A 12,365-nucleotide genomic window follows, 5' to 3' on the forward strand; every position below is an offset into this window, starting at 1 on the left:
GTAACGGGAACAGGTGAAGCTGGGCAGGTGCTGCGTTGATCGAGACTACTTCAACCGGTCGATGACGGATGCCCCGCCCGACCTGGCAAGCGCGATCAGGCTGGACTGGATCCTGGATGTGAATGCTGAGCTGAACGCACCGATGGGCGTGCGATCCTCCCAGACATAGGACCGCTCCAGAATGTCCGTGTTGATTTCGTCCAGCATGATCCATTTGCGGACATGGGTATCAAGCCCCACGCGCTGCGACTCTAACCAATACCACCACACAGCGCCTGCAGATGGCGTAGTCGCTGGATCAGGGCGGGCAGGCCCGGTCTCAGTCCTCGCGCGACGGGAAGGAGCGTGGGGCTTCAAGGTCAGAGGTGTCCAGGGAGCGCCAAAGGCGCGGTGGCAAGGATCGGGACCGGTGAAGGGCGCAGCGGAGTCTACTGATTGCACAAAAGATTTGGCCGTCCGGTCGGTCGCAGCATCTGAGCATGCAAGCTGGCGCTACTCAGTCACCTTCACGCTCAGGCGCCTGTTCCGCGGAAGCCGACCCACGGAAGGCCGCTCACGCTCTCGATGATGCTGCAGGCCGTTCGACCGGCAGCACCGCGCAGAAATCTCCATTTGCAAACTCAGGCTTTTGACACGATCAGGCAACGTTTCATGCTATGATGCCACGCGCAGCAGCTGACGTTCGCTGCAGGGCTTCAGATCGCCGGGTGGGTTGCAACGCTAAGTATATATGCAGTCGTCAACCCGTAATAGCTTCTCCGTCCCAGGCCGCCGTCGTTCCACTCTCACCTCCGTTACTATCGCCCCGAAGTATTCGAGGCGTCGAAACCAGCGGCAAATGTCGCTTGATCAACGACCGGCATGCCAACTTGCAAACTCAGAGAGTTAACGTGACAACACCGCAACACCACCTGCCTCCAGATCATGAATTTGGTAAAATCTTCTGTTTGCCTCAACAACCTTGAAAGGTACAGGTCGACCAAAGTAATATCCTTGTAGATAATCAACTCCAATTCCCCTTAGACAATCCGCGTCCTGAACAGTCTCAATGCCCTCAGCGATTATCTCCAAATCCAATGATCGGGCGAGACCTACCATGGACGCAACCATTTGGGCATCTTTGTTGCTGTTGTAACTGGACCGGACAAAGGAACGATCAATTTTCAGAACGTCAAACTTAACTCGTTTTAGATATCCGATTGAGGAATAGCCGGTTCCAAAATCGTCCAGCGCTAGACTAAAGCCGCAGGCCCTGAGAACAGATAGTTCTTTCGCGATCGTAATATCGTCGCGCAAGACGATCTGCTCTGTGACCTCCACCTCAATCCGACACGGGCGAATACCATATCCAGAAATACGGTTGGAGAACTCTTCTGCAAAGCCAGGTGTCATGAGTTGGGCAGGCGAGATATTGAGGTTGATCACTGTGTTGTCAACATTTTTGATGTCTTGGCAGACCAGATCGAGGAGCAACCAGCCCAACTGCAGGATAAGTCCGCTTGTCTCAGCAACATTGATGAACCTCTCAGGGTCAACCTGACCCAGTGTGGGGCAAGACCAGCGAGCCAGCGCTTCGTACCGGGAAGCCTGTGAAGGTTCGCGTGTGGAAACAATGGGCTGATAGTACATTTCAAACCCTGTACCGTCTACTAAAGCGCGGCGCAGTTCCACCTCGATCCGCTTGTAATCAAGATCAGCGGCTTTCATGTGGCTGTCGTAACGAACCACCTTCTGCGAACCGTGCGCCTTGGCGGAATACATGGCGCGATCTGCCCGTCTAAGAAGTTCGTCTTGATCCATGAAACGATATTCGCTTACGGCAAGCCCTTTGGAAGCTATGACTTCGAACATCACACCGTTACTTCGTATGGGGTCCGCAGATATCTCGATTATATGTCGGCATTTCTCATTAATTGTCGTTTCAAGTTCATCAGAACCGCAAATAGCGATAAAGAACTCATCCCCACCATAGCGCGATACGAACGTTGCATGGTCTGCCAACCGTCCCAGGCGTCGCGAGAATTCAATCAGGAACTCATCTCCTCCAATGTGCCCCACTGTATCGTTGATCTGCTTGAAACGGACCAGGTCTATGGCTATTATTGCGCAGTCCGCATCTGCTCGTTGGCACAGAAGGTCCAGATGTTCGCGTAGGGCAAACCGGTTTGGCAGATTGGTGAGCACATCGATTCTGGCCTTTCTGAATGAAATGGCTTCCTTATCGATCAGAACCTCGGCTTTGACGCGCAAGAGTCGCGCGGCAAAAAATGAGATCAGCATGAAAGCGAGACTGCCGCTGATCATGATCGGGAGCATATTCCAGAACAAAAGCGTACCCGGAGTCGGTGGCAACCATTGCAGCCAAGCGATGGGTTCGCCCGTGACACCGGACAGGGGGAAGCCAACCGCAACGGCAGACGGGCCGCCAACCACGATTTCTAGTCTTGAGATGGAGAATTCACGTTCTACTTCGGCTAGTCGCTTTTCAGATATAACTTTTCCGATGACGGCTATGGCTTCAGCTTCAAGATGGCTTCCCTCAAGCAGGTCATCATCTTCCGGCAAAAGGTACGATGCGCTGAACATCACCAACTTTCCGTCCCTCAGCTCAAAATAGTCGAGCGTCTCTCGTCGCGTAAAATCGAGCCGGAACACTCTAGACCGCAGTTCAGCTCGCGTTATAGGCGATAGCATTCCTTTCTGCGGGGTTAGACCAAGCTGCGCACTCCAGGACACGGGTGCATCAAATGGCCCATCGAAAAGCTCTGCATATTGGAATACATCGCCGCGATCCGCAGTGACACCATAGTTCGATGCCAACTTGGAATATTCGAGGTTCTTAGCATTCAAGTAAAGATCCGTCCAGTTATGGTAATCACTGGCGATGATAGAAACTTGGTCTTGGAAGGCTAAAATTCTTCCAGTCATACGATTTTTGGATTCTTCCGCAGCGTCAGCGTCCATTTTATCCCTTATTGAGAAAAAGGAAAGCCAGACAACAGAAACCGACGCGAAAAGACAACCGGTTACCACGATTACTATCTGGCTCGGAAGTGTGTTTGGTTTCATTTTGCACACGTTGAGAGTTTAGGTTTTTTCGCCATAAATCCTAAAACACAGACGTCAAAATAGCTGCATGTAAGTTCAGTACCGGCCACAATGTCGAAAGCCGCCTTCATCTCGTTACCGAAGTCGAGCAGACTTGGTGCGTCACTGTGATTCATGAACATGTCGCCGTCGTTTCCCAGGCGAAATACGCCTAAATGTTCGATGTATTCGGCGTGGTGCAGGATGAGATCCAAATCTTCCTGCGACAACCGGTCGATCAGTGCCGCCGGTATTTCAACATCGAAGTTAGGGTCAAATCGCCAGACCACATCTCCAGCCCGGATCGGTTCATGCGTGAACACACCCAAGCCATGAATCATGCTGCGGCCCACGTAATGGTTTACGAGAAGCATATTGCTACCTTGATGGTTAATTTTTAATTGATGGCCTTAACCATCAGATTCCATTAGAAAAACTGAGATCAGAGCTGCGCTGATTCCAAGGGCCTGACGAAGAGAAATACTTTCTCCAAAGAAAGCATATCCCACTCCGGTCAGGGCGAGAATCGTCGTTGAACTATAAATCACAGCGATCTGGGCAAGGTTGTGGTTTTGCATAAGAAGCATCCAACCGTAGGCGGTAGAGGCATAAAGAAGTACCCCACCAATGAACCAGTAGGATGACAAGGGCGCGCTTTTCATTGATGCATGTTTTAGCGCATAGTCGCCAAACACCGTGAACGCCACAACTCCTGCAAGGATCAGATAGGAACGCACTTATGGTTACTCCTACTACCGTTCACATTCATACTCTGGTTTCAGAAAATACGCTTTAAAAGTGTCGTTACTTTTAACAAGCGGCTGAAAAACTGCGGCTCGACAGTGATTTGAAAGAATAATTGGCAGCACTCGGGCCAAAGAGGCTTTGTTTATGGCGTGGATGGGCATTCTTGAACAGCTCTGACCCGAGAAGATTCACATTGTTAATCCACGCGGTGTTGTCACGTTAACGGGCTTGAGGTTGCCGGTTCTTTGATCTGGGCGTTGGAACGGAGAAACGGTTTCGGGTCACCGAGAGGATGGAAATCACCTCAGGACAGTTAATATGACAACATCCGAGATGCTGCGCGCCTACCTCCCCGGCTGCGCCAATTGGCACCTGTCCCAGACCGGCCCACAGATCGGTGTGCGCGGAAGCCGCCACCGCGTTTGCGCTACGAAATGACGGCGCGGGATCTTGCCGCCGGTCATCAACGCCCCGACAGCGTCGCCCGCGCCGCTTGGTCGGCCTGGCCGCACACCGAGGCGGGAAAACTGGTCTATGGTCCGACGGCGGCCTTGGCTATGCATCGATCCCGCTCTACAGCCTGCGCGTGCGCGGGCTTGAGAATCTGCTGCGCCGTATCATTGGCGCGGCCCAGGTCGCCTACGGCTCGGTCCGGCCGATGGGAACGGCGTTCGCCACGGGCCATCCCGCAGGCCTCGCCGCCGTGGCGGAGGATCTGGCGACCGGTGAAGCGATCGACGCCACTGTGTGCCGTCTCGGCGGGATGACCTGAGGCGACATCTGCCTTTTCATGAGCCCGCCACGCAAGTACGAAAACGCCCGGCGCTGCTGAATGCAACGCCGGGCGGCTTACGTTCAAATCGCTTCAGTCGGTGATTATTGGGCCGCGCGCTGCTTCTTCAGCTCCGCCTGCACGTCGTCGACAATATCCGCTCCGATCTCGTCCTTGTGCTTTTCATAGACCACTTGGGATTTCTCCAGCATCGCGTCCTGATCTGCGGGGGCGATGGTGTTGTACTTCAGGCCCGCCTTTTCCATTTTCTCCAGCGATTCCTTGTTCAGCTCCTGGATCGCCTCGCGCTCGACATCGCGGCCGACCGTGGTGCAATCCCGCAGGGCCTGCTGTTCTTCAGGCGTATAGCTGTTGAAGATCGCCTTGGAGAACAGGAACAGGAACGGTGTATAGGCGTGCTTGGTCTCGCTCAGATAGGACTGCACCTCATAAAACTTGGACGTGTCGATGGTCACATAAGGGTTTTCCTGCGCGTCGATCGCCTTGGTTTCCAGCGCCGAGAAGACCTCGCCAAAGGACATCGGGGTCGCATTTGCACCGAAGTTGTCGAAGGTGTCGAGAAAGATGTTGTTCTGCATGACACGCACCTTCATGCCCTCGAAATCCTCCCAGGTCTTGATCGGGCGTTGGGAGTTCGACATGTTGCGGAAGCCGTTTTCCCAGTAGCCGAGGTTGACCAGCCCGACCGCGTCCAGCTTTTCGTTCAGCGTGTCACCGAAGGGGCCGTCCATGATGGTATAGGCTTCCTGCGGCGTGCGGAACAGAAACGGCAGATCGAAGACACCAAGCGCCGGAACCATCCCCACCAGCGGCGAGGAAGAGGTCAAGACCGCCTCTTGCAGACCGCTGCGTACCGCCTGGGTGGCCTGCAGATCGCCGCCGAGAGAGCCGCCCCAGAAGCCCTGCATCTTCATCTTGCCGCCGGTCTTTTCGTCAAGGCAGACCTGCATCGCCTTCATGCCGGTGCTGTTGGGGTGGTCTTCGTTGACGCCGTTGGACACGCGGAAGGTGCGCTCCTTGAAATCGGCCATGGCCGGGCTTGCGGCGGCTAGTGCAGTCGTCACGCAAAGCGCGGCTTTCAGTGCGAAATGTTTCATGGTGTCTCCTCCTCGAGAACAGTTGTCGTTTAGTAAAACCAGTGCGCCGGAACGATGATGATCTGTGGAAACAGGACCAGCAGAAGGATCACGAGGACCTGCGCAAGCAGGAAGGGTCCGACGCCGCGGATCACCTGGCCAAGCGGCACGCGACCGACGCTGCTGACCACGTTCAGCACGACACCGATGGGGGGTGTCAGCAGGCCGATGCAGCAGTTGATGATGAACATGACCCCGAAGTAGACCGGATCTATGCCCGCCTTGGTGATGATCGGCATCAGCACCGGCGTCAGGATCAGGATGGTCGGCGTCAGATCCAGCGCCGTGCCGACGATCAGGATCAGCACCATGATCGCCAGCATCAGCAGCTTTGGCCGGTCGATCAGCGGCTCGATATAGCCCGCAACTTCGTTCGGGATATTGGCTGCCGTTATAAGCCAGGCCGAAACCAGCGCCGCGCAGACCAGGAACATGATTGCCGCCGTGGTGCGCGCTGCAGAAATCAGCACGTCCGGCAGATCAGCAAGCTTCAGCTCGCGGTAGACGAACAGGCCCACGAACAGCGCATAGAATGCTGCGATTACGGCCGCCTCAGTTGGCGTAACGATGCCCATCTTGATGCCGCCGAGAATGATGATCGGCATGCCGAGCGCCCAGATCGCCTTGGCCGAGGCCTGGCCCCGCTCGGACCAGCCGGCGCGTGGCAGCGTCTCGACCTTGTCATTCCGCGCCACGATCATCCAGGTGATGATCAGCACGACCCCCATCAGCACGCCCGGCACGATCCCCGCCATGAACAGCTTCGAGATCGAGACGTTGGCCGCCACGCCGAAGATGATGAAGGCCATTGAGGGCGGGATCACCGGGGCAATCACCCCGCCCGCTGCAATCAGCCCGGCGGAGCGCGGCAAGTTGTAGCCCGCTCGCGCCATCATCGGGATCAGGATCGCCGCCAGCGCCGCCGTATCCGCCGCTGCCGAGCCCGAGATCGAGGCCATGATGACCGCTGCGATGATCGCGACCAGCCCCAGACCGCCCCGGATATGGCCGACGCAGGTGATGGCAAATTCTATGATGCGTTTGGACAGGCCGCCCGCATTCATCAGCTCGCCCGCCAGAATGAAGAACGGGATCGCCAGAAGGGTGAAGGTATCCGCGCCGATCAGCATGTTCTGTGCGATGATCTGCGTGTTGTACATATCCATGTAGGACATCAGCACAATGCCGCAGAAGATCAGGGAAAAGGCCACCGGCACTCCGATTGCCATCGCGCCCAGCAGCGCTGCGATAAAGACTAGAAGTGTCATTTGCCGTGCTCCCTCACGTCCGGGGCCCGCAGGTCAGAATTGTCATCGGGAAGGGTGTCAAGGATATCCATCTCGCCGCAGAAGGCGCCCAGCTCGGCCTCGGTCATGCGACCGGTCAGCAATCGGAACAGCCGCTCCAGCGTGATCAGGATGATGCCCACGCCGGCAAACAGCCCGATCCCATAGACCCAGGCCATCGACAGGCCCGAGACAGGTGCATCCATGCTGGCGTTGATCGGAAGCTGCTTCCACGTGCCGATCGTCAGCACGGCGGCGCAGCCCACGATCATCACGTCCGACAGCCCCATCAGGAAAAGCCGGCCGCCTCGGCCAAACAGGCTGACCACGGTTTCCATACCCATGTGCTGGCGATGATGGTGCACGACGACCGCACCGATGAAGGTCAGCCAGACGAAGCCGAAGCGCGACAGCTCGTCCGACATCGCGAAGCCGGAGTTCATGGTGTAGCGCATGACGACATTGACGAAGACCATGATGGCCATTGCCGCCAGCAACAGCCCGAGTACGATGTCGAGCAGGCGGTAAAAGAGATCTGAAATCCGTTTCACGTTAAATCCTGTCGCCAAGGCCGCGCGCGATCAGGTTGCGCATCAGCGCACCGATCCCGAACTGCCATTCAGGGCAGCGATCCGTGCGCTCCACCCAGTTCACCAGCGTTCCCAGACGCGGCGATGCGATCTCGACCCGGTCGCCGGTCTCATGGGTGAAGCCCTGTCCCTCGCCACGGCGGTCCTTGACCGGCGCGAACATGGTGCCCAGAAACAGCACTGCCCCGTCGGGGTACTGGTGAGACCGGTTCAGCATCTGCCCGACCAGATCGTCGGGCGTGCGGCTGATCGCCTGCATCGGGCTTTCGCCGGTCATGACAAAGCCGTCCTCGCCCTCGACCCGCAGCGATACAGTGGCGTTTTCCAGATCCGACTTGGTGAACTGCGCATCGAACAGCCGGATGAACGGGCCGATCGCGCAGGAGGCGTTGTTGTCCTTGGCCTTGCCCAGCAGCAGCGCCGAGCGTCCCTCGACATCACGCAAGTTGACGTCATTGCCGAGTGTCGCCCCAAGGATCGTTCCGTCCGAGCGCACGACCAGCACGATCTCGGGTTCGGGGTTGTTCCATTCGGAAATCGGGTGGATGCCGACGCGATCGCCACATCCCACCGCTGACATCGGCTGCGCCTTGGTGAAGATCTCCGCATCCGGACCGATGCCGACCTCGAGGTATTGCGACCACAGGTTCATGTCCTGCAGCAGCGCCTTGATCTCACGTGATTTCTCGGACCCAGCACGGACACCGCGCAGGCTTTCCCCGATGACCGGCGCCAGCCGTGCGCGCACCTCATTGGCGCGGGCACTGTCGCCGCGGGCCTGTTCCTCGATCACGCGTTCCAGCATGCTGTCGGCGAAGGTCACGCCCGCCGCCTTGATTGCCTGCAGATCGACAGGGGCCAGAAGATGCCCGGCGCTGCCGTCCAGAAACGATTCGAGCGGGCCAAGGTCGGGTAGGTCAGTGCTGGCAAGGATCGCGGTCAGATCGTCCCGCTCCAGCAGCCCAGAAATTGTGGCCGCAGCCCCGCTCAGATCGAAGACATGGCCCTGCCTCAGGAGGACGGGGCAGGGCCCGGCCTGCGTCTCTGACCACACCCGGCCCAGAAGGGCCGCGTCGCTCGCGTCCTGTGGCAAAATGGCGGATGCCTGCAATGATGGCGATGATACCAAAACGTCCCCTCCTCAAGTCACGTCACGACGCTCTCCTGCGTCGGATCATCCAACATTGTCAGACAACCGTATGACATGACCTTAATCGAGGGGGCGGCAAAGTGTCTACAGCAAACCTGCGATTGATCGCATGCAACGCCCTAGCGGTAGAAGTCCAGCTTGAGCTCAACCCGCTCGGTTGAACCGACCATGTGCGCGCGCATTGCCTGGCGGGCCTTCAGCGGATCGCCCGAGGCGATGGCATTGCGCAGGGCGGAATGCTCGCGATTAACCATGCTGATAAGGGTATCCAGCCGGATTTTCTCGCGCGACAATAGGATGGTTTTCAGGACCCGGTCGGAAATCGCCCCGAGGAACTGGACGAAATAATCGTTGCCCGTCGCAAGCGCGATGGTGCGGTGAAAATCGAGATCCGCGATGATGCCGTCGTTCGCACCGTCCCCCGCCGTCTCCATTCGCAGCAAGGCTTGATCCATCTGCTGCAGATGTTCGGCGGTGTGATTCTGTGCCGCCAGCCCTGCCGCCTCGATCTCCAGTGGCACGCGCAGCTGAAACAGGCCGCGAAAGTCCTCCGCGCTCAACCCGCCGTCCTCAAGACGGATGTGGCGGGCTGGGCGGTCAATCACGAAGGCGCCGACGCCCTGACGGGTCTCGATCATGCCCTCATTTCGCAGGCGCGCGATTGCCTCACGGATGACAGTGCGGCTAACACCAAAGTTCTTCGACATCGCAAGCTCGGTCGGCAGCCTGTCACCGGCCTTCAACCCGCCCGACTGGATCTGCTGAGTGAACTGTTCGGCAATCCGGGTTGGCAGATGCGTGGTGCGCAGAAATTGTGGGGACTCGCCCGTCATCGTGTGGTTTCCTTCGTGTTGTTCAGCCCCTGGGCTCAGTACATATCAAACAGGCAGCCCGGGTTCATTGTCATAGCAGGGTCCAGCGCCTTTTTAAGCGTTGTCAGCAGATGGCGGTGCACCGGCAGCAGGCGTGCCTCGAAATCAGGCTTTTTCAGTCGGCCGATCCCGTGTTCTGCACTGATCGAGCCGGCGTAGCGATCAAGGACATTGTTCACGATCTTTTTCGCAGCATGGATCTGCGCGTCGATCTCGTCCGGGGCAAGGTGCGGATCGGGCAGGACGTTCAGGTGCACATTGCCGTCGCCGACATGCCCGTAGGACACACAGGTGCTGCCCGGCTGGTCCTGCAGGATGGCGGCCTCGGCCTCGGCCACAAAATCTGCCAGACGTGACAGCGGAACAGAAATATCCGTGCGTAAGTGGCGACCCCGTTGCGCCTGCCCGATGTTCATCCCCTCCCGGATCGCCCAAAGGTTTTTCGCCTGCGCCTGATTCTGCGCGATGACCCCGTCCAGCGCCAGCCCGCTCTCAAACGCGCTTTCCAGAAAGCGCTGCATCAGATCATCGATATCGACAAGGCCGGAGCCCGAAATCTCGATCAGCGCATAAGCCGGGTGGGTCGCCTCCATTGGCATCGCCAGATCCGGCATCGCCTCCTGTGCCAGCGTCATGGCGATGGGGGGCATGAATTCGAAGGCAGACATCAGATCGCAGCACGCGTGCCGCGCGCGGCGATAGAGCGCGATGGCATCTGGCAGCCGTGCAAGAGCCACAAGCGCCGTGGCGACCTGATCCGGGGCCGGCAGCAGCTTGAGCGATACCGCCGTGATGATACCGTACAGCCCCTCGCCACCGATGAACAGCTGCTTGAGATCGACGCCGCGATTGTCCTTGCGCAGTTGGGACAGGCCATTGAAGACCTGACCGTCCGGCAGCACGACCTCCAGCCCCAGCACCAGTTCGCGCGTCATGCCGAAGCGCAGAACATTCACGCCCCCCGCATTGGTCGAGACATTTCCGCCAATCCGGCAACTGCCCTGCGCGCCAAGCGACAGGGGAAAGAACAGCCCCGCCGCAGCGACGGCATCCTTGAACTGCTCCAGCACGGCCCCCGCCTCGACCACCGCCGAATAATTCTCGGCATCTAGCAGGCGGATGCGCGTCATCCGTTCAAGGCTGACAACCACCTGCTCCGCCGGGCGGTCAGGAACCGCCCCGAGAACCAGCCCGGTCCCCCCGCCCTGCGGCACGATCCCCAGCCCCAGCGCCGCAGCGGCGCGCACGCAGGCCTGCACCTCGGCGGTGCTGCGCGGGCGCAGGACGGCAATCGCATCGCTCTGCACATCGCCATGCCAGTCGCGGCAATAGGGCGCCGTGGCGGCGCCGGTCAGGACGATCTCGGGTCCCAGCTCTTCGATCAGGCGCGCGGCGGCGTCCGGCAAAATGGCAGTCTTGGCAACGGACATGGATTGGACACTCTCTTGGTCTTGCAGTTTTCAGGTTATCAGACAATCATACTACTCGAAGGCTGACACACTGTCAGCACGGATTTGCGGGAGGAGGATTTCAATGCACATTCTGACCATCGGGGCCGCTGGCATGCTGGGTCGCAAAGTGACGCAGCGCCTGGTCGATGACGAAGGTCTGGGGGGGCAGAAGATCGACGCCATGACCCTGGTCGATGTCGTCGCACCCGACGCCCCGGCAGGCTTCGCGGGCAAAACAACCACTCTGGCCATCGATCTGTCCGCCCCCGGCACTGCGGCGCAGCTTATCGCCACCCGGCCCGATGTGATCTTTCATTTCGCCGCCATCGTGTCGGGCGAGGCCGAGGCCGATTTCGAAAAAGGCTACCGAATCAACCTCGACGGCACCCGCGATCTGTTCGAGGCGATCCGCCTGGCCCATGTCGCGGACGGATATTTCCCCCGTGTGGTCTTCGCCTCTTCCATCGCGGTGGTCGGCGCACCCTTACCCTTCCCGATCCCGGACGACTTCCACACGACGCCGCTGACCAGCTACGGCACGCAAAAAGCGATCAGCGAACTGCTGCTGGCCGACTACACGCGGCACGGCTTTTTCGACGGTATCGGCATTCGCCTGCCGACGCTCTGCATCCGCCCCGGCACGCCGAACAAGGCCGCGTCCGGCTTCTTTTCCAACATCCTGCGCGAACCTCTGGTCGGCAAACCCGCCGTGCTGCCGGTGCCCGACACGATCCGCCACTGGCACACCTCGCCGCGCTCTGCGGTCGGGTTCATGATCCATGCCGCGACGATGGACCTTGCCGCGCTCGGGCCCCGACGCAACCTGTCGATGCCTGGCCTCAGCGCGACGGTGGCCGAGCAGATCGAGGCGCTGCGCCGCGTGGCCGGTGACGACGCCGTCGCCCTGATCCGGCGCGAACCGGACCCTGCCATCATCCGCATGTGCGAAGGCTGGGCCCCGGGGTTCGAGGCGACGCGTGCGCGCGCGCTTGGCTTCACCGCCGAGGACAGCTTTGACGCCATCATCCGCGCCCATATCGAGGATGAGCTGGGTGGCGCGCCATGACCGACAGCCAACCCCTGCGCATCGCCTTCCTGGGCACCGGCCTGATGGGTGCCCCGATGGTGCGCCGCCTGCTGGCGGCGGGTCACGCCGTCACCGTCTGGAACCGCGCGCCCGACAAGGCGCAGGCGCTGGCCGCTGACGGGGCGGTGGTCGCCGCCGACCCGGTAGAGGCCGTCGCCGACGCCGA

Annotated in this window: 14 protein-coding genes; 4 read left to right on the forward strand and 10 right to left on the reverse strand. The window is 59.2% G+C overall.

The window, feature by feature from the left end; translation table 11 throughout:
• Window positions 1-45 precede the first annotated feature (45 nt).
• From P775_RS15850 to P775_RS15865, 4 genes are all read right to left on the reverse strand, one after another.
• Entirely contained in the window at window positions 46-240 is a 195-nt protein-coding gene (locus tag P775_RS15850; protein WP_245875720.1) for a hypothetical protein, read from the reverse strand.
• A 645-nt stretch (window positions 241-885) separates the two neighbouring features.
• The gene (locus P775_RS15855; protein WP_180287468.1) at window positions 886-2,964 is read right to left on the reverse strand and encodes a putative bifunctional diguanylate cyclase/phosphodiesterase; all 2,079 of its coding nucleotides are present in this window, start codon (window positions 2,962-2,964) and stop codon (window positions 886-888) included.
• Between the two features lie 101 nt (window positions 2,965-3,065).
• Window positions 3,066-3,461, reverse strand: a complete 396-nt coding sequence (locus tag P775_RS15860; protein WP_099911884.1) for an SET domain-containing protein-lysine N-methyltransferase — start codon at window positions 3,459-3,461, stop codon at window positions 3,066-3,068.
• 36 nt (window positions 3,462-3,497) lie between these two features.
• Window positions 3,498-3,824: a transporter gene (locus P775_RS15865; protein WP_099911885.1), complete on the reverse strand. Its 327-nt coding sequence runs from the start codon at window positions 3,822-3,824 to the stop codon at window positions 3,498-3,500.
• Window positions 3,825-4,152: 328 nt separating this feature from the next.
• Here P775_RS15865 and P775_RS28560 point away from each other — a divergent pair, with 328 nt between their 5' ends.
• Together P775_RS28560 and P775_RS15870 are read left to right on the forward strand one after the other, a co-directional pair.
• The gene (locus P775_RS28560; protein WP_218967717.1) at window positions 4,153-4,272 is read left to right on the forward strand and encodes an FAD-dependent oxidoreductase; all 120 of its coding nucleotides are present in this window, start codon (window positions 4,153-4,155) and stop codon (window positions 4,270-4,272) included.
• Between the two features lie 55 nt (window positions 4,273-4,327).
• Window positions 4,328-4,606 carry an FAD-dependent oxidoreductase gene (locus P775_RS15870; RefSeq protein WP_099911886.1) on the forward strand — a complete coding sequence of 93 codons (279 nt, stop codon included), beginning with the start codon at window positions 4,328-4,330 and terminating at the stop codon, window positions 4,604-4,606.
• 104 nt (window positions 4,607-4,710) lie between these two features.
• Here P775_RS15870 and P775_RS15875 read toward each other — a convergent pair whose 3' ends face one another.
• The 6 genes from P775_RS15875 to P775_RS15900 form a co-directional block, all read right to left on the reverse strand.
• Window positions 4,711-5,724, reverse strand: coding sequence for a TRAP transporter substrate-binding protein (locus tag P775_RS15875; protein ID WP_099911887.1), 1,014 nt, complete (start codon window positions 5,722-5,724; stop codon window positions 4,711-4,713).
• Window positions 5,725-5,753: 29 nt separating this feature from the next.
• Complete coding sequence (locus tag P775_RS15880; RefSeq protein ID WP_099911888.1) at window positions 5,754-7,031, reverse strand: TRAP transporter large permease; 1,278 nt, start codon at window positions 7,029-7,031, stop codon at window positions 5,754-5,756.
• Window positions 7,028-7,600 (reverse strand): TRAP transporter small permease, encoded by a 573-nt coding sequence (locus tag P775_RS15885; protein ID WP_099911889.1) that lies wholly within the window; start codon window positions 7,598-7,600, stop codon window positions 7,028-7,030. The genes P775_RS15880 and P775_RS15885 overlap by 4 nt, the downstream gene beginning before the upstream one ends.
• Window position 7,601: 1 nt before the next feature.
• Complete coding sequence (locus P775_RS15890; protein ID WP_245875721.1) at window positions 7,602-8,732, reverse strand: fumarylacetoacetate hydrolase family protein; 1,131 nt, start codon at window positions 8,730-8,732, stop codon at window positions 7,602-7,604.
• Window positions 8,733-8,908: 176 nt separating this feature from the next.
• The gene (locus P775_RS15895; RefSeq protein WP_099911891.1) at window positions 8,909-9,622 is read right to left on the reverse strand and encodes a FadR/GntR family transcriptional regulator; all 714 of its coding nucleotides are present in this window, start codon (window positions 9,620-9,622) and stop codon (window positions 8,909-8,911) included.
• Between the two features lie 35 nt (window positions 9,623-9,657).
• Window positions 9,658-11,091, reverse strand: coding sequence for an FAD-binding oxidoreductase (locus tag P775_RS15900; RefSeq protein ID WP_099911892.1), 1,434 nt, complete (start codon window positions 11,089-11,091; stop codon window positions 9,658-9,660).
• Between the two features lie 103 nt (window positions 11,092-11,194).
• On the opposite strand from P775_RS15900, the gene denD reads away from it, so the two are divergent.
• Both denD and P775_RS15910 read left to right on the forward strand, forming a co-directional pair.
• The gene (gene denD / locus P775_RS15905) at window positions 11,195-12,178 is read left to right on the forward strand and encodes a D-erythronate dehydrogenase (RefSeq protein ID WP_099911893.1); all 984 of its coding nucleotides are present in this window, start codon (window positions 11,195-11,197) and stop codon (window positions 12,176-12,178) included.
• Window positions 12,175-12,365: NAD(P)-binding domain-containing protein (locus tag P775_RS15910; RefSeq protein WP_180287469.1), on the forward strand; the 191-nt coding region annotated here is incomplete at its 3' end. The genes denD and P775_RS15910, both read left to right, overlap by 4 nt.

The organism is Puniceibacterium antarcticum, assembly GCF_002760615.1.
Classification (GTDB): domain Bacteria; phylum Pseudomonadota; class Alphaproteobacteria; order Rhodobacterales; family Rhodobacteraceae; genus Puniceibacterium; species Puniceibacterium antarcticum.